At 62.8% G+C, this 22,263-nt stretch carries 17 protein-coding genes; 1 reads left to right on the top strand and 16 read right to left on the bottom strand.

The features are described 5' to 3' along the window. Positions 1-279 precede the first annotated feature (279 nt). From recN to aqpZ, 8 genes are all read right to left on the bottom strand, one after another. Positions 280-1,953, bottom strand: a complete 1,674-nt coding sequence (gene recN, locus ASC86_RS14830; protein ID WP_056322410.1) for a DNA repair protein RecN — start codon at positions 1,951-1,953, stop codon at positions 280-282. A gap of 171 nt (positions 1,954-2,124) precedes the next feature. Then, positions 2,125-2,991: an outer membrane protein assembly factor BamD gene (locus ASC86_RS14825; RefSeq protein WP_056322406.1), complete on the bottom strand. Its 867-nt coding sequence runs from the start codon at positions 2,989-2,991 to the stop codon at positions 2,125-2,127. Between the two features lie 171 nt (positions 2,992-3,162). Continuing rightward, positions 3,163-4,101 (bottom strand): UDP-3-O-acyl-N-acetylglucosamine deacetylase, encoded by a 939-nt coding sequence (gene lpxC, locus ASC86_RS14820; RefSeq protein WP_056322669.1) that lies wholly within the window; start codon positions 4,099-4,101, stop codon positions 3,163-3,165. 332 nt (positions 4,102-4,433) lie between these two features. Next, positions 4,434-6,254 (bottom strand): cell division protein FtsZ, encoded by a 1,821-nt coding sequence (gene ftsZ, locus ASC86_RS14815; protein ID WP_056322404.1) that lies wholly within the window; start codon positions 6,252-6,254, stop codon positions 4,434-4,436. A 99-nt stretch (positions 6,255-6,353) separates the two neighbouring features. Further along, positions 6,354-7,685 carry a cell division protein FtsA gene (gene ftsA / locus ASC86_RS14810; protein WP_056322400.1) on the bottom strand — a complete coding sequence of 444 codons (1,332 nt, stop codon included), beginning with the start codon at positions 7,683-7,685 and terminating at the stop codon, positions 6,354-6,356. Then, positions 7,682-8,614 (bottom strand): cell division protein FtsQ/DivIB, encoded by a 933-nt coding sequence (locus tag ASC86_RS14805; RefSeq protein WP_056322398.1) that lies wholly within the window; start codon positions 8,612-8,614, stop codon positions 7,682-7,684. The genes ftsA and ASC86_RS14805 overlap by 4 nt, the downstream gene beginning before the upstream one ends. Beyond that, positions 8,602-9,528 (bottom strand): D-alanine--D-alanine ligase, encoded by a 927-nt coding sequence (locus ASC86_RS14800; protein ID WP_056322395.1) that lies wholly within the window; start codon positions 9,526-9,528, stop codon positions 8,602-8,604. The genes ASC86_RS14805 and ASC86_RS14800 overlap by 13 nt, the downstream gene beginning before the upstream one ends. A 289-nt stretch (positions 9,529-9,817) precedes the next feature. Beyond that, a complete protein-coding gene (aqpZ, locus tag ASC86_RS14795) occupies positions 9,818-10,504 on the bottom strand; it encodes an aquaporin Z (RefSeq protein ID WP_056322391.1) in 687 nt (228 codons plus the stop codon). Positions 10,505-10,793: 289 nt separating this feature from the next. On the opposite strand from aqpZ, the gene ASC86_RS14790 reads away from it, so the two are divergent. Continuing rightward, positions 10,794-11,891, top strand: a complete 1,098-nt coding sequence (locus tag ASC86_RS14790) for a metallophosphoesterase (protein ID WP_056322388.1) — start codon at positions 10,794-10,796, stop codon at positions 11,889-11,891. A 118-nt stretch (positions 11,892-12,009) separates the two neighbouring features. Here the strand turns inward: ASC86_RS14790 and murB are convergent, their stop codons facing one another. The 8 genes from murB to ASC86_RS14750 form a co-directional block, all read right to left on the bottom strand. Continuing rightward, positions 12,010-12,984 (bottom strand): UDP-N-acetylmuramate dehydrogenase, encoded by a 975-nt coding sequence (gene murB / locus ASC86_RS14785; RefSeq protein ID WP_056322385.1) that lies wholly within the window; start codon positions 12,982-12,984, stop codon positions 12,010-12,012. Continuing rightward, on the bottom strand, positions 12,981-14,396 hold the full coding sequence (gene murC, locus ASC86_RS14780) for a UDP-N-acetylmuramate--L-alanine ligase (RefSeq protein WP_056322382.1): 1,416 nt from the start codon (positions 14,394-14,396) through the stop codon (positions 12,981-12,983). The genes murB and murC overlap by 4 nt, the downstream gene beginning before the upstream one ends. Then, complete coding sequence (gene murG, locus ASC86_RS14775; protein WP_056322380.1) at positions 14,393-15,517, bottom strand: undecaprenyldiphospho-muramoylpentapeptide beta-N-acetylglucosaminyltransferase; 1,125 nt, start codon at positions 15,515-15,517, stop codon at positions 14,393-14,395. Before murG ends, murC begins: the two co-directional genes overlap by 4 nt. A gap of 34 nt (positions 15,518-15,551) precedes the next feature. Next, complete coding sequence (gene ftsW / locus ASC86_RS14770; protein WP_056322377.1) at positions 15,552-16,706, bottom strand: putative lipid II flippase FtsW; 1,155 nt, start codon at positions 16,704-16,706, stop codon at positions 15,552-15,554. A 47-nt stretch (positions 16,707-16,753) separates the two neighbouring features. Further along, complete coding sequence (gene murD / locus ASC86_RS14765) at positions 16,754-18,142, bottom strand: UDP-N-acetylmuramoyl-L-alanine--D-glutamate ligase (protein WP_056322373.1); 1,389 nt, start codon at positions 18,140-18,142, stop codon at positions 16,754-16,756. 6 nt (positions 18,143-18,148) lie between these two features. Then, on the bottom strand, positions 18,149-19,249 hold the full coding sequence (gene mraY, locus ASC86_RS14760; RefSeq protein WP_056322370.1) for a phospho-N-acetylmuramoyl-pentapeptide-transferase: 1,101 nt from the start codon (positions 19,247-19,249) through the stop codon (positions 18,149-18,151). A 102-nt stretch (positions 19,250-19,351) separates the two neighbouring features. Beyond that, complete coding sequence (locus ASC86_RS14755) at positions 19,352-20,785, bottom strand: UDP-N-acetylmuramoylalanyl-D-glutamyl-2,6-diaminopimelate--D-alanyl-D-alanine ligase (RefSeq protein ID WP_056322368.1); 1,434 nt, start codon at positions 20,783-20,785, stop codon at positions 19,352-19,354. Position 20,786: 1 nt separating this feature from the next. Beyond that, positions 20,787-22,253 (bottom strand): UDP-N-acetylmuramoyl-L-alanyl-D-glutamate--2,6-diaminopimelate ligase, encoded by a 1,467-nt coding sequence (locus ASC86_RS14750; RefSeq protein WP_056322365.1) that lies wholly within the window; start codon positions 22,251-22,253, stop codon positions 20,787-20,789. Positions 22,254-22,263 lie beyond the last annotated feature (10 nt).

Genomic DNA, 22,263 nt, shown 5'->3' with positions numbered 1-22,263 from the left:
GATTGGGCGCCATCAGCAAATAATCGTCAGCAATTTGATTGATATCAGAATTGCGGTTGTGACCTATCTGCTTCATTTTGAGTTTTCCTTGGTCAATAGGATTAGCGCATTCTGGCAAGTGAGTTTCTTCGCCAGACGCTCCAGCTTCGTTGCAACCTCTTCAAAGGTGAGATTTTTAACGGCGATCAACATGACCAGACTCCTCGGATGTGGGAGTCGTTTTAGAGCAAATTGTGGAGATGGAAAGAGGGAGTTGGCGGGCTTTTCGGACCACCATCCCTACCCGTTCCCCGCCAGCAGCCTTGCCGCAGCCGCCCTCGCCTCTTCCGTCACCGAAGCGCCGGCGAGCATGCGGGCGATTTCTTCGGTGCGGGCCTTGTCGTCCATGCGGGCGACGCGGGTGGCGATGGTTTCGGCTTTCTCAGTCGAAGGTCCCTTGGAGATCAGGAGATGGGTCGCGGCGCGGGCTGCGACCTGCGGGGCGTGGGTGACGGAGAGGACCTGAACCTTGTCGGACAGGCGCTTCAGCCGCTGGCCGATGGCATCGGCCACCGCGCCGCCGACGCCGGTGTCGATTTCGTCGAAGACGAGGGTCGGGGCGGAGCCGCGGTCAGCGAGCGCGACCTTCAGCGCCAGCAGGAAACGCGAGAGCTCGCCGCCCGAGGCCACCTTCATGATCGAGCCCGGACGGGTGCCGGGGTTGGTCTGGACGTGGAACTCGACGATGTCGATGCCTTCGGCAGCCGCATTGGCGGTATCGCTTGCGACCTCGACCATGAAACGTGCGCGTTCCAGTTTTAGCGCCGGAAGCTCGGCCATGACGGCTTCGGACAGCGCGGTCGCGGTATTGTGGCGTTTTTCCGAGAGCAGCGTGGCGGCCGAATCATAGGTGGATTTGGTCAGCCTCAGCTGACCTTCGAGCTGCTTCAGCTTTTCCTCGCCGGCATCGAGATCGGCGAGATCGGAGATCATCTTGACGGCAAGCGCCGGCAGGCCGGTGACCGGAACGGAATATTTGCGGGCGGCGGCGCGCAGCGCAAAGAGGCGCTCTTCGACGCGCTCCAGTTCCTTCGGATCATATTCGGTCTTGCGCAAGGCGCGCTCGACGGCCATCTGCGCGTCCGACAGGTGGTTGAGGGCGGTGTCGAGGAATTCGACGGTCTCTTCCAGCAGGCCCGGCGCCTCGTGGCTCTTGCGCTCCAACCGGCGCACGAGCGAGGCGATCAGCGGCACGGGTGAGGCATTGCCGTTCAGGAATTCGCTGGCTTCGTTGATATCGACGGCGATGCGCTCGGCCTTCATCATCCGGGCGCGGCGTTCGGCAAGCTCGTCCTCCTCGCCATCCTGCGGCGAGAGGGTTTCAAGCTCTTCGACGGAAGAGCGCAGGTAATCGGCTTCGCGGGCGGCCGCTTCCACCTTTTCGCGGTGCTTGCGCAGGGTGCGCTCGGCATCCTTCCAGACACGGTATAGCTCGGCGACACCCGTCGCCTCTTCGGCAAGGCCGCCGAAGGCATCGAGCAGGGTGCGGTGGGCGTGGGTATCGACCAGGGCGCGATCGTCGTGTTGGCCGTGGATTTCGACGAGAAGCTGGCCAGCCTGGCGCATCAGTTGCACGGACACGGGCTGGTCGTTGACATAGGCCTTGGTGCGGCCGTCGGTGTTCTGCACCCGGCGGAAGATCAGGTCGCCATCGTCATCGATGCCGTTTTCGCGCACCAGCAGACGGGCGGGATGATTGCCGGGGATATCGAAGACGGCGGTCACCTGCCCCTTGTCGCTGCCATGGCGCACCAGCGAGCCATCGCCGCGGCCGCCGAGCGCCAGCGAAAGACTGTCGAGAAGGATCGATTTACCCGCGCCGGTCTCGCCGGTCAGCACCGAAAGGCCGCTCTCGAAGGAAAGATCAAGCCGTTCGATCAGGACGATATCGCGGATCGAGAGCTGTGAAAGCATCCGGTTTCGATTCTCCCAGGGCCGGGTCCGTCAATCAAGTTTCTGTCTGGGCGCATGTCGTTATCGCAAAACCGCTCAAACACTTTTGCGCGACATGCTTTTGGAACAGGGCCAGTTGCGGCCGCAAACTGCCGCAGCGGCCGCCGATTCGCAACATGATAGCCGAGTGGCTTAGACGCCGAGCAGACTCTTGCCGGCGCGCGAAATCCACGAACCCTTGTTTTCACGCGGCTCAAGACCGCCGGTCTGCAGCAGCTTGTAGCTGTCGGCATACCACTGGCTGTCCGGATAGTTGTTGCCGAGAACGGCAGCGGCGGTCTGCGCCTCGCCGACCACGCCCATCGCAAAATACGATTCGACGAGGCGCGCGAGCGCTTCTTCGATCTGGTTGGTGGTCGGATATTTTTCGACGACGGTGCGGAAGCGGGTCACGGCGGCAAGGTATTCCTTGCGCTCCAGATAGTAGCGGCCGATCTGCATTTCCTTGCCGGCGAGTTGGTCCTTGGCGAAGCGGATCTTGGCCTGCGCGTCCTCGGCATATTCCGAGCCCGGATAGTTGTCGATGACCTTCTGCATGGCCTCGATGGTGTTCTGGGCCGGCTTCTGGTCCTGCGTGACGGACGGGATCTGCTTGGAATAGGCAAGGCCGACGATGTACTGGGCGTAGGCTGCGTCTTCCGACTGCGGATAAAGATTGAGGTAGCGGTTGGCCGCGTTGATCGCGTCCTGATTCTGGCCGTTGCGGTAAGCAACGAAAGCCTTCATGACAAGCGCCTTGCGGGCATATTCCGAGAAGGGATGCTGCTGGTCGACGGCTTCGAACTTGCGCGCTGCTTCCGTCGTCTTGCCGGCCTGCAGGTTGGCGAGACCCTGATTGTAGAGGGTTTCCGGCGGATCGGTCTCGGCCGTCAGCTTGGTGATGTCGATATCCGGATCGTTCTGGCATGCCGTCAGCAAGAGGCCGGTCACCGATGCGGTAAGCGCGATGGAGACGACACGCGCCATCTTCTTCATGTCAAGCTGGCCTGCAAATACCATAAGAAAATCCCACTCATGCGCCGGTAAGGCTACCGCCGCCTATGAACCGCGTTTTAGATCAAGATGCAACACGCCCGCAACGTCATGATCAGCGATTAACGCAATTTTGTGGCAGCCGTTACGTGAAAAAGCCGGCGAAACGCCGGCTTTCATCCTCGAAGCGTATAGGAATTACTGCGCGCCGGCAGCAATTGCCTCGCGCACGGCCGGACGCTGACGCGTCGGCGTGCTTTCGACGATCTCGTAAGCCGTCGGGTCGCTCATCAGTGCCTTCAGCGCATGGGCGTTCATCTTGTGGCCGCCGCGATAGGAGCGATAGCAGCCGAGGAACGGCATGCCGGCAAGCGCGAGATCGCCCACCGCATCGAGCGTCTTGTGACGCACGAATTCGTCCTTGGCATAGCGCAGGCCCTCGACATTGATGACCGTGTTGTCGTCGGAGATGACGACCGAGTTTTCGAGCGAGGAGCCGAGACCGCGGCCGGCGGCCCACATCTTCTCGACATCGCGCATGAAGCCGAAGGTGCGGGCGCGCGACAGCTCGTTCTTGAAGGTCGACGGCGTCATGTCGCCCTTCCACGACTGGCGGCCGATCAGCGGGCAATCGAAATCGATCTCGACTTCGAAGCGCATGCCGCCTTCATAGGGAAGGAATTCCGACCAGGAAGCGCCCGCTTCGATGCGGACCGGCTTCAGGATGCGGATGTAGCGGCGCTTGGTTGCCAAGGCCCGGATGCCGGCCTGCTCGATCGCTTCGACGAACGGAGCCGAGCTGCCGTCCATGATCGGCATTTCGGCGCCCTGCACCTCGACGACGAGGTTATCGATGCCGAGTGCGTAGATCGCGGCCATGACGTGTTCGATGGTGGCGATGAAGGTGGCCGGGGTGAAACCGAGGACCGTGCAGAGATCGGTGTTGCCGACCTGCGAGGAAACCGCCTTGAACTCGCTGACGACGGTGTCGCCGTTCATGCGCTGGAAGACGATGCCGGTATCGACTTCGGCTGGCTGGAAGGTGATGGAAACTTCCGTGCCCGAATGTACGCCGGTACCCGACAGAGTGACGGCGCTTGCGATCGTCGTCTGAAAACCAAGCTGTCCAATTCCCAGTACCATGCTCTTTGCCTTATCAATGCGGGCGGCCGGTTCAAGCCGCCAATCAGAATCTTGCGAACCGCGGCATTGGCCATAAGAAACCCACGATCGGCAGCACTCTCGCGCTGCCAGCCGGATCATCTCAAGCCAGCGATGGTGAAATCGCCTATGCCCCTGTTGTCCCGACCGTCAACATAATGGGCTCCGGGCGCCAAACCAAATCACTGTTTCTTTCGGTTTGTTACGCAATCGACACATGGCATTAGATCATGAAAACATTGATCAAAACATAAAAAATGCCCAGGCGTTAAGCCTGGGCATTCGGCAAGGTGGAAGGAAGGCTGAAATCAGTTCGACTGACGGCGCAGGAACGCCGGGATTTCGAGCTGATCGTCTTCATGGGCGCGCGGCTGCGGAGCAAGCCGTGCGCGATCGTCGAGCGATGCCCGACGCGGTGCGTAGACGCTGGCTTCCGGCGACAGCGGACGACGCTGCTGGGAAGCTGCCGGCGGTGCACCGGCGGTCATATCCGCTGCGACGGCGTGAGTTTCTTCTTCACGACGTCCCAGCGAATTGGTGATCCGCTTCAACAGACCCATCGGACCGCGGTCTTCATGCGCGGCCGGCTGTGCCCGGTGCTCGGCCTCGGCCTTTACCATCGGCGGAAAGTCTTCGACCTTCGGCATGCGAACCTGCTCGGCGTGATCGCGGATCACCGGAGCGGCCTGCTCATGGCGGGCAGCGACGGGTTCCTGACGCAGGACCGGCTGAGGCGCCGGTTGATGCGCGACCGGGGCCGGCTGGTGGACGGGCATTTCGACCGGACGCTGGGCAACCGGAGCGGGCTGCTGTGCGACCTGTTCGACGGGGGCAGCGCCGGCGAAAAGACGGCTCTGCGGGCGGAATTCTTCCTGCGGCTGGGCTGCCGGAGCAGCGGCGCGCTGATGGGTCTGCAGGAACAGCTCGCGTTCCAGCTCGGCCTGACGGATCGCCTTGGCGATCTCATCAGCCTGAGAGGTCGGCTGCGGTGCGGCCTGCTGGGTGACCGGCTGCGGCGCCGGCTGCTGGACAACCGGGGCGGGCTGCATCTGCTGCGCAACGGCCGGCTGCTGGACCGGAGCGGCCGGGATCGCTGCCGAGGGGCGAACGACGGGCTTTGCTACCGGGCGAAAGCTGGCGGTGCGGTCAGCCACCTCCGCAGCCGTGCGGTCGATGCCGGTTGCGACGACAGAAACGCGGATCAGGCCTTCGAGTTCTTCATCGAAGGTTGCGCCGAGGATGATGTTGGCGTCGGGATCGACTTCTTCACGGATGCGGGTTGCAGCTTCATCGACTTCGAAGAGGGTGAGGTCGCGACCGCCGGTGATCGAGATCAGCAGGCCCTGTGCGCCCTTCATCGAGGTTTCGTCGAGCAGCGGATTGGCGATCGCAGCTTCGGCGGCGGCCATTGCGCGGCCTTCGCCCGATGCTTCGCCGGTGCCCATCATGGCGCGGCCCATCTCGCGCATCACCGAACGGACGTCGGCGAAGTCGAGGTTGATGAGGCCTTCCTTGACCATGAGGTCGGTGATGCAGGCAACGCCCGAATAGAGAACCTGGTCGGCCATGGCGAAGGCGTCCGCGAAGGTCGTCTTGTCGTTGGCGATCCGGAAGAGGTTCTGATTCGGGATGACGATCAGGGTGTCGACCGACTTCTGCAGCTCGGCGATGCCCATGTCTGCGAGGCGCATGCGACGCGCGCCTTCGAAGTGGAACGGCTTGGTGACGACGCCAACCGTGAGGATGCCCTTGTTGCGGGCAGCCTGGGCCACGACCGGAGCCGCACCCGTGCCGGTGCCGCCGCCCATGCCGGCGGTGACGAAGCACATATGGGTGCCCTGCAGGTGATCGATGATCTCGTCGATGCACTCTTCAGCGGCTGCGCGGCCAACTTCCGGCTGCGAGCCTGCACCGAGGCCTTCGGTGACCGCAACACCCATCTGGATGATGCGTTCGGCCTTGGTCATGGTCAGCGCCTGAGCATCCGTGTTGGCGACGACGAAATCGACGCCCTGGAGGCCTGCGGTGATCATGTTGTTAACAGCGTTGCCACCACCCCCGCCAACACCGAAGACGGTGATGCGGGGCTTCAGCTCGGTGATATCCGGCTTTTGCAAGTTGATAGTCATAGTACCCGTTCCTTCCTGGTTTCTGGCCGCCTTGCCGAGCCGGCCAAATCTTTAGAATTCCAACCCCGAGCCCGCCTTACCTGAGCGGGCTCGAGACGTTCAAAAACTTTCCTTGAGCCACTGCCCGACACGGGCGATGCGACCCTGTCCACCCGAGAGCGACGAGAGCAGACCGCCCTGCGACGCGTGGGTTTCCATCTCTGCGACCTGCGGGTAGATCATCAGACCGACCGCGGTGGAAAAGGCCGGGCCCTTGGCAGCCGCCGGAAGACCGGAGACGCCGAGCGGACGGCCGATGCGAACATTGCGCGCCAGAATGCGGCGGGCCGCTTCGGGCAGGCCGGTAAGCTGGCTTCCGCCGCCCGTCAGAACCACGCGCTTGCCGACGATGGGCGAGAAGCCCGAACGCTGGATGCGGTCGCGGATCAGTTCCAGCGTCTCTTCGATGCGGGCGCGCACGATGCGCGACACCAGCGCGCGCGGCACATGGGTCGGCTGGTCGCGCTCGTCTTCGCCGATCGGCGGGACGGTGACGATATCGCGCTCGTCGGCGCTGGCCGGCAGGGCCGAGCCGTGGACGACCTTCAGGCGCTCCGCATCCTCGATGCGGGTGGAAAGACCGCGCGCCAGATCGGTGGTGACGTGGTGGCCGCCGAGCGAGACGGCATCGGCATGCACCAGCTTACCTTCGGCGAAGACCGAGATCGTCGTGGTGCCGCCGCCCATGTCGATGGCGGCGCAGCCGAGTTCGACTTCATCATCCACCAGGGCTGCAAGGCCGCTAGCGTAAGGGGTCGCGACAATGCCTTCGACCGAAAGGTGAGCCCGATTGATGCAGAGTTCGAGGTTTTTCAGGGCGGCGCGTTCGGCCGTCAGCATGTGCATGTCGACGCCGAGCTGGTCGCCGAACATGGCCATCGGATCGCGAATGCCGCGCTCGCCATCGAGCGAATAGCCTGTCGGCAGCGAGTGCAGGACGACGCGGTCCTGACGCTGGGACTGGTGAGCGGCGGCGGCCAGAACCTTCTTCAGGTCGGCTTCCTCGACTTCCTGTCCGCCGAGATCGATGGAAGCGGTGTAGATGTCGCTCTGCAGGCGGCCGGCGGAGATGTTGACGATCAGGCTGTCGATTGTCAGGCCGGCCATGCGCTCGGCCGCATCGACGGCAAGCCGCACGACGCTTTCGGTCGCATCGAGATCGGCGATGACACCGTTCTTGATGCCGCGCGACTTGTGGTGGCCGATGCCGATCACTTCGATCGAATGGGTGCGGCCGGGCAGGATCTGGCTTTCAGCCTTCGGCGTCAGCCGGCCGATCATGCAGACAACCTTCGTCGAGCCGATATCCAGAACGGAAACGACATGCGACCGCTTCGACGACAGCGGCTTCAGGCGGGGCAGGCCAAAATGGGACGAACCGAAAAGGCTCATGTACGATTCTCCTGCTCCTGCTTCTTCAATAACTTCGTGCGGGCATCGACGGCCACCTGGCGGCGGGTCGCGGCTTCCGGCGTCAGACGAATGGTGGTGCGGTCTTCGAGGCGCAGATCGACGGCGGCGATATCGCGCTCCAGAAGCTGCTGGCCCTCTTCCATGGTGGAGAGAACTTCCATGGCGCGTTCCAGATCCTGCTCCGGCAGCTTGATGACGATGCCGTTGTCGAGCTGCAGGTCCCAACGACGACCGGCGACGCGGACGTAAGCCTTGACGCGATCGCGAATTTCCGGCCAGGCCGAGAATTTTTCGTAGAAATCGGCAGCCGCCGTTTCGGCATCGCGGCCGACGAACAGCGGCAGTTCCGCAAACTTGTTGTCGCGCAACGGGGCAATGACGCTGCCGCTCTTTTCGATGAGCGACAGATCGGAACCGTGCTGCCAGATACCAAACGCCTTGCGCTCCTTCAGCGCGACTTCGATGGTGCCCGGATAGACCTTGCGGACGGAGACAGCCTCGACCCACGGCATTTCACCGATGAGCTTGCGGGCTTCGGCGATATCGAGCGCCACCAGCGAGGTCGCGCCGTCGAGGCCGAGCTGCTGGAGGATATCGATTTCCGAGGTCTGGTCGTTGCCGGAAACCTTGACGTCTTCGATGGCAAAGCCGGCAGCCGTCGTCGTGGTCTGGGCGAAATCCTGGCCGTGACCGCCGAGCGACATGCCGTAAAGCCCGGTCGCAGCGAAGAATGCAGCAGCCGAAACGGTGCCGGTATAAGGCGCGAAATGGATGCGGCCGGTGCCGAGGCTGACGAGGAAGCGCACGACGCGGCGCAGCGGACGCGGAAGCACGAACTGACCGTCCAGATCAGCCGCTTCAAGCGGTGCACGCACCCTGCCCTGTCTTCTGCCCTTCAACGCAAACACGAAGCGTCCTCCACGATCCACTTAAGGAATTCACCAAACGAATAGCCGGCATGGACGGCCATTTCAGGCACCAGGGAGGTCGGGGTCATGCCCGGCTGGGTGTTGATCTCCAGCCAGATAAGCTCACCGTCTTCAGAGAACCGATCGTCGAAACGGAAGTCGGAGCGGCTTACGCCACGGCAGCCGATCGCCTGATGCGCCTTGACTGCCAATGATTGTATTTTTTGGTAAATAATTGGTGAAATTTCCGCCGGAATGACGTGTTTCGAGCCACCTTTTACGTATTTGGAATCGTAATCGTAGAAGCTGTGGCCCTGCGGAATGATTTCCGTGACGCCGAGCGCCGCACCACCCATGACACCACAGGTCAGCTCGCGACCATAGATATAGCGCTCCGCCATGACGCGGTCGCCGTAGCGCCACTCGGAGGAACCGAGAATCTGCGGCGGGTGCGACTGATCTTCCTGGACCATCACAACGCCGAAGCTCGACCCTTCGGAGACCGGCTTGACGACGTAAGGCGGCTTCAGCGGATGCTCGCTGCCGAAATCGTGGCGATCCATGATTCGCGCTTCGGCAACCGGAATGCCGGAGGCGGCGGCGACATATTTGGCCTGCGCCTTGTCCATGGCGAGTGCCGAGGCAAGCACGCCGGAATGGGTATAGGGGATTTCGAGATATTCGAGGATGCCCTGAATGGTGCCATCCTCGCCGTAGGGGCCATGAAGGGCATTGAAGGCGACATCGGGGCGCAGCGCGGCAAGCGTCGCCGCGACGTTGCGGTCGACGTCCACGCGCGTCACGCGATAACCTTCCGCCTCAAGGGCGTCCGCGCAGGCAGTCCCCGACGAAAGGCTCACCGGCCTCTCCGAGGAAAATCCACCCATCAGGACTGCCACATGCTTGGCGCTCATCACACTCTCCGACATCAACACCTGCCTTTATGAAATTGCGCTTGCGCAGAGCTTGTAGGAGCCGCGATTCGCGAATTTCAGGCACAGGCTCACTAGAACGGCATTATGGTTAATGAACCGTTTACTTTGGTTAACCCGTTTGGTGAGATGATGGAAAAATCCGAGACGAAAGATAATTTTTCTGATTTTAAATCAGCGTGTTGCCGAAAGTACTAAACATGACCTGAAATGTGAAAGGCCCCGCCGAAATGGCGAGGCCCTGTCTTTTTTCCGGTGATTCCGGCCTGTTTCAGTCGTCTTCGCCGACGATCTTCCAGACGATGCCGCCGATCGCACCGCCAAGCAGTGGCGCCAGCCAGAAAAGCCACAATTGCTGTAGCGCCCAACCGCCGACGATCAGCGCCTGACCGGTCGAACGCGCCGGATTGACCGAGGTGTTGGTGACCGGAATGGAGATCAGGTGGATGAGTGTCAGCGCCAGACCGATGGCGATCGGCGCGAAACCCACAGGCACGCGACCGTGAGTCGAGCCGAGGATGATGAACAGGAACATCGCCGTCAAAACCACCTCGATCAGCAGCGCCGACATCAGCGAATAGCCCCCCGGCGAGTGTTCGCCGTAACCATTGGCGGCAAAACCGCCGAGCTGGAAATCAGCCTTGCCGCTGGCAATCAGGTAGAGCACCAGCGCCGCAACGATGGCGCCTGCCACCTGCGCGACGATATAGGCAGGGAGCGACGAGGCCGGGAACTTGCCGGCAACCGTGAGGCCCACAGAAACGGCCGGATTGAAATGACCGCCGGAGATGCCTCCCACCGCATAGGCCATGGTCAGCACGGTAAGGCCGAAGGCAAAGGCCACGCCAAGCAGGCCGATGCCGACCTCGGGAAACGCAGCCGCGATGACCGCGCTGCCGCAGCCCCCGAAAACAAGCCAGAATGTTCCTAAAAATTCCGCAGAAAGCTTCTTGAACATGGTTTCCCCTTGAGTGGAGCAACGCCCCTTGCGCCGCTGGACAGTCTCGTCCGCCCGGAAAACCCCGTACACATTTTATCCGGTATGCCGCGAACCAGAATGCAACTCAAAATTTCTCCAGAATTCGATTCCCGTCAAGAACGACGCCTCTGGGCCGGGGATACGCAGCATCTTCAAGCTGAATCAGAACTGACGAAAGAGTCATGAAGGCGCTGATTTCGCGTCTCTTTTTCATTGCCGGATGACTTTTGCATTTCTCCCTTCTAAGCTTCCCGCAGGAGGACATGGCATGATCGATCGACGGCATTTCCTGAAAAACAGCCTTTCCGCCGGGCTGCTGCTGACGCTTTCAGGCGGCTCGGGCCGCGCCGCCGTTCCCAAGACCGACGCCACCTTCCTTGTCATCAACGACGTGCATTCTTGCCGCATGGGCTCGGGCCTCAGCCCGAATTGCGCGGCCGAAGGCAAGACGGATGCGGCGTTGTTGCGGCACATAAGGGCGCTGAACCGGATCACCGAACAAGCGTGGCCGCGGGAGATCGACGGCAAGCCGACCGGTCTTTCCAGTGCCGGACAGCGGATCGCCACGCCACTTGGCATCGTCGTCAGCGGCGATATCACCGATGACGGCGGCGGGCAGATGGCGGAGCTTGGCGAGGGCACGCAACTGCTTGAGTTCTCACACCGCTATCAGGAGGGGATCGGGCCGGACCGGGTGCATTTCCCCGTCTATGTCGGTCTCGGGAACCACGATCTGGATCAGGACGGCCGACCGCCGCATCCGAACTGGTATCGCGACGAGCTGCGCGACTATGTGCGGCTCAACCACAAGCCCAGCGCCTTCTTCAAGCCGCCCTACCCGGCCGACAATTACCACGAGGCTTCCGATTGCTACTCCTGGAACTGGGGCGGGCTGCATCTGGTGCAGGCGCAGCGTTTTGCCGGAGATACGAACAAGGGTGCGGCAAGTGCATTGGATTGGCTGAAGAACGATCTTGCCACCTTCGCCGCCGACGGACGGCCAGTGGTGATCTTCCAGCATTATGGCTGGGACCCGTTTTCGCTGGAGCGCTGGGACCCGGAGGCGAAGACTTTCGACGATCAGGGAAGCGGCAATCCGCACTGGTGGTCGGATGCGGATCGTCAAGCGTTTCTCGATATCCTGAAGGGCTACAACATCGCCGCCGTCGTGCATGGGCATGAGCATGATACGGCGATGATCTATCAGGCCGCCGGCCATGACATCATCAAGCCGACCGCTGTCTATAAGGGCGGTTTCGGCGTGGTGCGGGTGACGGACAAGGGAATGGACGTGGTTTTGGGGGAAGCCGCGGATGATATGGGCGGCGTGCGGTTTCTTGCGGCGTTCAGCAAGAACTTCGGGTGATGTTTTTTCCCCGCGGCAAGCTCGGGACTCGCGGGGATACCCCCTCATCCGGCCCTATGGGCCACCTTCTCCCCGCTGGGGAGAAGGGAAGCCAGCCGCCATTCCGAGCGATAATCGCTTACGCCAAAGCCTTGCCGAGGAATTCCTTGACCTCGTAGCCCGGCATGAAATTGCCAACGCGCTTGATTTCCCACTGCAGCGCGATGCCGGAGTTTTCCATCACGCGCTGGCGCACGGTCTCGCCGAGATATTCGAGTTCGTAGCCGCTCGCTTGGCCCGTGTTGATCATGAAATTGCAGTGCATCGGCGACATCTGCGCGCCGCCGATCATCAGGCCGCGGCAGCCGGCTTCGTCGATCAGCTTCCAGGCGGAATGGCCTTCCGGGTTCTTGAAGGTCGAGCCACCGGTCTTTTCTCGGATCGGTTGCACGGTTTCGCGGTGCTGGCGCACGGCGTCCATCTCGGTGCGGATCTTGGTCTTGTCTTCCGCATAGCCCTCGAAGACAGCATGGGTGAAGATCAGGTCCTTCGAGGCCGACGAATGGCGGTAGCTGTAGCCCATGTCGGCCTTGGAGAGCACATGCTTGTTGCCCTTGCGGTCGACCGCATGGACCTCGACGACGCGCTCGCACGTCTCGCCGCCATTGGCGCCGGCATTCATGCGCAGCGCACCGCCGACGGAGCCGGGGATGCCGTAATAGAAAGCGAAGCCGCCGATGCCGTGATCGAGCGTCATCGCGGCAAGGTTCTTGTCCGGGCAGATGGCGCCAGCCTTGACGCGGTTTTCAGCGACAAGCTCGATATCGCCAAAACCCTTGGCAGAGAGGCGGATGACCACGCCCTCGATGCCGCCGTCGCGCACGAGCAGGTTGGAGCCGACGCCGGCGACCATGACGGGGACGTCTTCCGGCAGGAGCTGCAGGAAGGTCACGAGGTCTTCAAGGTCGTGCGGCTGGAACATCAGTTCGGCGAGACCGCCGGCGCGGAACCAGGTCACACGGTCCATGGGTGCATCCGGCGTCAGGCGTCCGCGCAATGCGTTCACGCCCTCCCCGAGAGAAGCCAGAAGTTGGGTGCCGTTTACCTGTTTCATGCGGAATGTCCTGAAATGCCTGCGAGTTCCTTCGGAAGAGCAGCGGCCCAGTAGGTGATGCTGCCAGCCCCCAAGAGAACCACAAAGTCTCCCGGTTGCGCAATGCCTGCGACGATAGGAGCGATCGCGTCCGGGCCTTCGATGTAACGGGCGTCGCGATGGCCGCCGGCTTTCATGCGGGAAACCAGTTCCTGCGAATTCACGCCTTCGATGGGGTCTTCACCCGCCGAATAGACCGGCGCGATCATGATCGTGTCGGCATCGTTGAAGCAGGCGGCGAAATCGGTGAACAGGCTTTCCAGGCGCGAATAGCGGTGCGGCTGGTGTACGGCGATGATTCGGCCCTGACAGGCCTCGCGCGCGGCGCGCAGTACGGCCTTGATCTCGACGGGGTGGTGGCCGTAGTCGTCATAGACGCAGACGCCGTTCCACTCGCCGGTGAAGGTGAAGCGGCGCTTGACGCCGCTGAAATTGGCGATGCCGCGGGCAATGGCTTCCGGCGGGATGCCGAGACGCTGGGCGACGGCGATGGCGGCTGTCGCGTTCGAAACGTTGTGGCGGCCGGGCATCGGCAGGCGCAGGTCGGTCATGGAGATGACCTGGCCGGTGCGGCGGCGGCGGATTTCGATGTCGAAGACCGAGGTCGCACCATCCATGCGGATGTTGGAGAAGCGCACGTCGGCCTGCGGGTTTTCGCCGTAGGTGATGACCTTGCGGTCCTCGATCTTCGAGACCATGGTCTGCACTTCGGGATGATCGAGGCACATGACGCCAAAACCGTAGAACGGCACGTTTTCGACGAACTGGCGGAAAGCGGCGCGCACGGCGTCGAAATTACCGTAGTGATCGAGGTGCTCGGGGTCGATATTGGTGACGACGGCGATATCGGCGGGCAGCTTCAGGAAGGTGCCGTCCGATTCGTCGGCTTCGACCACCATCCACTCACCCTCGCCCATGCGGGCATTGGTGCCATAGGCATTGATGATGCCGCCATTGATGACGGTCGGGTCGAGGCCACCGGCTTCGAGAAGGGAGGCGACCATCGACGTGGTGGTCGTCTTGCCGTGGGTGCCGCCGATGGCGATGGCGTTGCGGAAGCGCATGAGTTCCGCCAGCATTTCGGCGCGGCGCACGACCGGCAGCAGCTTTTCGCGGGCGGCGATCAGTTCCGGGTTGGTCTTCTTGATCGCGGTGGAGACGACGACGACTTCGGCATCACCGAGGTTTTCCGCCTTATGGCCGACGAAGACCTCGATGCCCTTGTCGCGCAGGCGCTGAACGTTGGCGCTGTCGGACTGGTCGGAGCCCTGCACCCTGTGGCCGAGATTGTGCAGCACCTCGGCGATACCGCTCATGCCGATGCCGCCAATCCCGATGAAGTGGACGAGACCGATGCTCTGCGGCATTTTCATGGGCGTGATTCCTTGAATTTCGCGATCGTTAAACCGCCTGCAATAGCTTCAACCATGGCGGCAAGCAAGCGCGCGGCATCCGGCTTGCCCGCACGTTTGGCGTTTTCCGCCATTTGTACGAGCGAGTCCGGGTTGGTCATCGCATTGGTCAGGATGCGGCTGAGCTTTTCGGCGGAAAGGTCGGATTGGGCGATGACCTTCGCCCCGCCGGTCGCGGCGAGGGCTGCGGCATTGGCGGCCTGATCGTGATCGAGCGCATAAGGATAAGGCACGAGGATCGCCGGGCGGCCGATGACGGAGATTTCCGAGACCGTCGAGGCCCCCGAACGGCAGATCACCAGATGGGCCTTGCCGATGCGCTCGGCCATGTCGGTGAAGAACGGCTGGATCTCGGATTTAAGATCGAGCTTGGCGGAGCAGTTCGAAACCATCTCCATGTCTTCCGGGCGGGCCTGCTGGGTGAGCCGCAGGCGCTTCTGCAGATCGGCATCGAGCAGGCTGATCGCCGTCGGCACGCTCTTGGAGAAATACTGCGCGCCCTGGCTGCCGCCGAAGACGACGAGGCGGAAGTCTTCGCCCGCGGCGGAGGGCTGATACGGAGCCTTGGCGGCTTCGAGCACGGCGGGACGGACCGGGTTGCCGGTCGTTACCGTCTTGGCCGCATAGGGGCCATCGGTCTCCGGCAGGAAGCCGCCGGCGATGGCCTTGACCTTTTTGGCGAGCGCCTTGTTGGCGCGGCCCATGACGGCGTTTTGCTCGTGAATCATCGAGGGGATGCCGAGGCTGCTTGCGGCCAGAAGCGGCGGCACGGTCGGATAGCCGCCGAAGCCGACGACGACGGCCGGGCGCACCTTGGCCATCAGCCGCTTGGCCGCGCGGATGCCGGTCCAGAGCTTCCACAAAGAGCGGGTGACCTTGATCGGGTTCTTCGAGCCGATGGTGGCCGAGGGAACGACGTGGATTTCGTCTGCGGGGAATTTTCCGGCGAAACGTTCGGCGCGGCTGTCGGTCACGAGATGGACGGACCAGCCGAGCGCCTTCAGCTCATGGGCGAGCGCTTCTGCCGGAAAAAGATGTCCGCCGGTTCCCCCGGCGGCCAACATGATGATGCCTTTGGTCATTTATATTTTCTCCTGCCTCGGCAAAGCCAAGGCGTCACTCCGCCGGCACACCGATGCCGGAGCGGAACAGGCTGCGTTCGACCGCGCGCTTTTCGGGCCGATGACGGGTCAAAGCCAGAATGAAGCCGGCCGTGACGCAGATCGCCACCATCGACGAGCCACCATAGGAAATCAGCGGCAGGGTCATGCCCTTGGCCGGCAGGAGTTCGAGGTTGACGCCGACATTGATCATCGACTGGATGCCGATCTGCAGCACGAGACCGGCAACAGCGAAGCGCGTGAAATCGTTGCGTTCGCGGAACGCATGCGACAGGCCGCGCATGACGAGGAAGGCGAAGATCGCAACGATCACCATACAAAAGATAATGCCGAATTCTTCCGCTGCAACGGAGAAGATGAAGTCGGTGTGGCTATCCGGGATGATGCGCTTGATAATGCCCTCGCCCGGCCCCTGGCCGAACCAGTCGCCGCGGATGATGGCCTCGCGGGCGGTATCGACCTGGAAGGTATCGCCCTCGCCCGTGAGGAACCGGTCGATACGGCCGGCGACGTGCGGCAGCAGCGTATAGGCAACCACGAGGCCGCCGACGCCCGCGCCGCCGAGCAGGATGATCCAGATCCACGGCATGCCGGCCATGAAGAACATGCCGCCCCAGACGGTGGTCGTCAGGATGGTCTGGCCAAGATCCGGCTGGGCGACGAGAAGCGCCGCCACCATGCCGTAGAGCAGGATGGCGAAGAGGTTTCCGGGGATTTCCGGCTGGCGGGCGTGCTCGGAAAACAGCCAGGCGCAGACGACGACGAAGGCCGGCTTCATGAATTCGGACGGCTGGATCGACAGGCTGCCGATGGAAATCCAACGCCGTGAGCCCTTGACCTCAGCGCCGAAGAACAGCGCGAGCAGCATCATGCCGATGGAGACGATGAGCAGGATGATCGCGGCGCGGCGCACCTGCCGGGGCGATAGGAAGGAGATACCGATCATGATCGCCAGCGACGGCAGCAGGAAGGCCGCGTGGCGCTTGACGAAGTGGAAGCTGTCGAGGTTCAAACGCTCGGCGACGGCGGGGCTTGCCGCGAAGGACAGCATGAAGCCGATCCCCATCAACAGGATGAAGGTCGCCAGGAAGAACCTGTCGATCGTCCAGAACCAGTCGGCCAACGGGCCTCTTTCGGCGCGGCTTACCATGTCTTTGTCCCCTTCCGCGAGCGCGACGCGCCCGAATTCCTGTATCGTCAGATCAGCATCGTCACGCCGTCGAGTGAACGGACGTGTTCGACGAATGCCTCGCCTCTGACTTCAAAGTTCTTGTACTGGTCGAAGCTTGCGCAAGCCGGAGACAGCATCACGGCTGCTGCGAGACCATCGCGCGTCGCGTCTTCCGCCGCATGGGCCACCGCCTTGTCCAGCGTCTGCGAAATCTCGTAAGGCACGGCTTCGCCGAGCGTTGCGGCAAAGGCCGGTGCGGCTTCGCCGATCAGATAGGCCTTGGCGATCTTGCCGAAGAAGGGTTCGAGCGTGGTAATTCCGCCCTCTTTCGGCAGGCCGCCGGCGATCCAGTAGATGCGGTCGTAGCTCGACAGAGCCGGTGCTGCCGCGTCGGCGTTGGTGGCCTTGCTGTCGTTGACGAAGACGATATCGCCCTTGCGGCCAACCGGTTGCATGCGATGTTTCAGGCCGGGGAAGGTTTTCAGGCCTTCATGGATTTCGGCTTCGGAGACGCCGACGACCAGACAGGCGGCGATGGCGGCCGCAGCATTCTGGGCGTTGTGGTTGCCGCGCAGCGTCGGGATGCCGTCAAGATCAACAAAGACTTCCGACAGGCCGCCTTCGGCGCGCATGATGCGGGTGCCATCGGCATAGAAGCCTTCGCCCAGCGCACGGTGGCGGGCGATGCGGATCACCTTGCGGCCGGCGAGTGCGGCGCGGTCGGCGATCGTTTCGGTATAGGTATCGTCGACGCCGACGATGGCCGTGTTGCTGCCGGTCGTCAGGCGCTCCTTGATCCCCGCATAATTTTCCATGCTGCCATGACGGTCGAGATGATCGGGCGTCAGGTTGAGCAGGATGCCGGCGGTCGGGTCGATGCTCGGGGCGAGATCGATCTGGTAGGACGAGCACTCGACCACGTAGAAGCGGTTCGCAGCCGGGGGATCAAGGGTGAGGACGGCGGTACCGATGTTGCCGCCGAGCTGGGTGTCGCGGCCAGCGGTCTTCAGGATATGGGCGATCAACGCCGTCGTCGTGGATTTGCCGTTGGTGCCGGTGATGGCGATAAAGGGGCAATCCGGCGCATGAGCCTTGCGCTCGCGCACGAACAGCTCGACATCGCCGATGATTTCGACACCAGCGGCGTGGGCGAGATCGGCGGTCCAGTGGGGCTTCGGATGGGTCAGCGGCACACCGGGGGACAGGACGAAGGCGGCGAAGCTCGACCAGTCGGCCTCACGCAGATTGCCGGTGCCGATGCCTTCCGACTTCGCCTTGGCGACGCTTTCCGGGTTGTCGTCCCAGGCGGTTACCTCGGCGCCGCCGGCGACCAGCGCCTGCGCGGTCGCGAGGCCCGAGCCGCCGAGGCCGAAGAGCGCGACCTTTTTATCCCTGAATGTGGTGACGGGGATCATCCGGGCTCACCGCAGCTTGAGCGTGGAGAGGCCGATCATCGCCAGGATGACGGCGATGATCCAGAAGCGGATGACGACCTGGCTTTCGGTCCAGCCCTTCTTTTCGAAATGGTGGTGGATCGGCGCCATCAGGAAGACGCGGCGGCCGGTGCGCTTGAACCAGAACACCTGGATGATGACCGACAGGGTTTCCATGACGAACAGGCCGCCGATGATGATCATGACGATCTCGTGCTTGGTGGCGACGGCAACGGTGCCGATCAGGCCGCCCAGCGCCAGCGAACCGGTGTCGCCCATGAAAATGGCGGCCGGCGGCGCATTGAACCAGAGGAAGCCGAGGCCTGCGCCGATGACGGCGCCGAGGATGACGGCAAGCTCGCCGGTGCCGGGCACGAAATGGATCTGCAGGTAGTTTGCGAAGACGGCGTTACCGGCGAGATAGGCGATGACGCCGAAGGAGGCGGCGGCGATCATGACAGGCACGATGGCGAGACCGTCGAGGCCGTCCGTCAGGTTCACGGCATTGCCCGCGCCGACGATGACGAAGCCACCGAACAGGATGAAGAAATAGCCGAGATTGAGGGTGAAATCCTTGAGGAACGGGAAGGTCAGCGACGAGCCGAAGGTGGAGCCGGCAGCCCCCGCCGACAGGGCGGCGCGCATCATGAAGAACACCGCAATCGCCGCAAAGACGAATTCGAGACCGAGGCGTGCCTTGCCGGAAAAGCCCTTGTCGGACTGCTTGGTGACCTTGAGGTAATCGTCATAGAAGCCGATGGCGCCGAAGCCGAGGGTCACCAGCAGGGTCGAAACGACGTAAACGCTGGAAAGATCGGCCCAGAGCAGCGACGAGCCTACGATGCCGGCGAGAATCATCAGGCCGCCCATGGTCGGCGTGCCGGCCTTCTTGAAATGGGTCTGGGGACCGTCTGCGCGGATCGGCTGGCCCCTGCCTTGGCGAACCCGAAGCGACGAGATCATCTTCGGCCCGAAGAGGAAGACGATCAGGGCGGAGGTGAACAGAGCGGCGCCGGTCCGGAAGGTGATGTACCGGAAAAGATTGAAGAATTGTATATGGTCCGCCAATTCGACAAGCCAGATGAGCATAAGGGACCTTTCCCCAAAGGTTCGTTTCGGATTCCATCCATCAGGAGAAGCTGATGAAGGGGTAGCCTTGCGGCCATATAAATAGTGCGTCGAGCGCCTGCCCTATTGGGCGGCACCCGTGTCTTCAAATGCCGGATACTTGTCAAGCAAGGCCGCGACGATGCGTCCGCAGCCGGTGCCCTTGGACGACTTGATCATCACGACATCCCCTGCCGCGATGGCATCGACTGCAAAAGCTTTCAGATCATCGACGCTCTCTCGGTATTCGAGATTCACCGTTTCCGGCAGCACGTCGCGCAGATGCGCCATTTCGGGGCCGGCGAGCCAGACATGCTCGATGCCGGCCTCACGCAGCAGCACGGACAACGCCGCGTGGACCTTGGCCGAGAACTCGCCCATCTCCAGCATGTCGCCGAGGATGGCGATACGCCGGCCGCCCTCACCCGGTTCGGCATCGCCGAGAAGCGCGATCGCCGCCCGCATGGACGCCGGATTGGCATTGTAGCTCTCGTCGATCAGCGCGAAGCTGCCACCTTCGATGGCGAGGCGATGGCGCTCGCCGCGGCCCTTTTCCGGCTGCAGCGTCGACAGCGATGCGGCGGCCCGGTCGATATCGCCGCCGACGATGCCGACGGCGCCAAGCACCGCCAGCGCATTTTCCGCGATATGGCGGCCGGGCGCGCCGATCGGGATTTCCAGCGTGCGGCCATCGATACCGGCCCAGAGCACGCCGCTTTCCGAACCGCCGGCAAATTCGACAAGCCGGAAATCCGCACGCGGATTGGTGCCGAAGCTATGGATGTGGGCGACGCAGAGGTCGTTCGCCTTCTTTTCGAGGAAAGCGTACTGGTCGTTGTCGCGATTGAGGATCACGTGACCACCGCCGACGAGGCCTTCCACGATCTCGGCCTTGGCGGCCGCGATCTCGGACAAGTCCTTGAAATTGCCGAGATGGGCGGCGGCGATTGTGGTAATGACAGCCACATGCGGGCGCACCATCTTGACCAGCGGCCGGATTTCGTCGGCATGGTTCATGCCGATTTCAAAGATGCCGAAATCGGTGGCTTCCGGCATGCGGGCCAGCGTCAGCGGCACACCCCAATGGTTGTTGAACGAGGCGACGGAGGCGTGCACCCTGCCCTGCGGCGCAAGCACATGACGCAGCATCTCCTTGGTCGTCGTCTTACCGACGGAGCCTGTGACGGCGATGATCTTGGCGGCGCTGCGGTCGCGGGCGGCGCAGCCGAGGCGGATCATCGCCTCCAGCACGTCGTCGACGACGATCATCGGTGCGATCAGCCGGCCGAGCGCCGGCAGCTTGCCTTCGCTGACGACCAGCAGAGCCGCGCCGTTGGCGATCGCCACGCCGGCGTAATCATGGCCGTCGACGCGGTCGCCCTTGATCGCGAAAAAAGCCTCTCCCTTACCAAGAGAGCGGCTGTCGATGGAAATTCCGTTGATGCCTTCCGGCAGGTTTCCGAGCGGCCGTCCGTGCATGGCGGCCAGAAGATCGGCAGTGGTCCAGAGATAGCTCAAATCATCGGCCTCCCGCGTTTGCCTCAAGGGCTTTCCTCAACTCGGCATGGTCGGAGAACGGCAGGGTGACCGAACCCACGGTTTGGCCTTCCTCATGGCCCTTGCCGGCGACGATAAGTGTATCGCCGGATGTCAGCATGGCGACGGCAGCCTTGATCGCCTCGGCGCGGTCGCCGATTTCGGTCGCGCCTTTTGCCGCGGCCATGATCTCGCTGCGGATGACGGCGGGAACCTCGGAGCGCGGGTTGTCGTCGGTGACAACAACGACATCGGCGAGCCGTGTCGCGATCTCGCCCATGATCGGCCGCTTGCCCTTGTCGCGGTCGCCGCCGCAACCAAAGACGACGATGACGCGGCCAGTGGTGAAGGGGCGCACCGAGGTCAGCACGTTTTCCAGCGCATCGGGCTTATGGGCGTAATCGACATAGGCGAGCGCGCCATCCGGCGTGTGGCCGACCAGTTCGAGGCGGCCGGAGGCGCCGGTAAGCCGGTCGAGGGCGGCCATGGCGACCTTGGGCGAAACGCCGGTGGAGATCGCAAGGCCCGCCGCGACCAGCGCATTGGAAATCTGGAAATCGCCGGCCAGCGGCAGGTGAACCTCGAAAATCTCGTCACCGACATGAACCTCGGCGATCTGCTTGTGGCGGAAGTGCTCGACGCGCTTCAGGGTGAGGAAATCGCCCTTGCGGCCGACGGTGCGGACATCCTGCCCGGCCTTGGAGGCGGCCTCGATTGCCGCTTTCGACCATTCGCCATCGGCGAAGATCACCGCAGGCGAGCCCTTCGGCATGAGCGTATCGAAGAGGCGCATCTTGGCGGCCATGTAGTCTTCGACGGTCGGGTGGTAATCCATGTGGTCGCGGCCGAGATTGGTGAAGCCGGCAGCGGCGAGACGCACGCCATCGAGGCGCGACTGGTCGAGGCCGTGGCTGGAGGCTTCCATCGCCGCGTGGGTCACGCCCTCATCGGCAAGCTCGGCGAGCAGCTTGTGGAGCGACACCGGATCGGGGGTCGTCAGCGAGCCGTATTCGGTGCGACCCGGAGCAATGACGCCGGTGGTGCCGATCATCGCGGCCTGATAGCCGGCATGCGCCCAGATCTGTCGGGTGAAGGAGGCGACCGAGGTCTTGCCGGCTGTGCCGGTGACGGCGACCATGGTTTCCGGCTGGCGGTCGTAGAAGCGGGCGGCAGCGAGCGCGAGTGCGCGGCGGGGTACCGTGGTTTCGAGAACCGGGACAGTCGCTGTTGCCGGGCCGGCCGAGATGACGGCGGCAGCCCCCTTGGAAACGGCATCCGCGATATAGGCGGCGCCATCGGCCTTGCTGCCGGACAGCGCGACGAAGAGCGAGCCGGGCTCGACCTTGCGGCTATCGGCGGTAATGCCGGAAATATCGATGTCGCCGCGGCCGTTTTCGAGCTGCGCGGCAATGTCGGGGAAATCCCTTCCAAGGAGTTCATTGAGCTTCATGGACTGCACT

Source organism: Rhizobium sp. Root1212 (assembly GCF_001424985.1).
Taxonomy (GTDB): domain Bacteria; phylum Pseudomonadota; class Alphaproteobacteria; order Rhizobiales; family Rhizobiaceae; genus Pararhizobium.
This window is presented reverse-complemented; position numbering and strand designations above follow the sequence as displayed.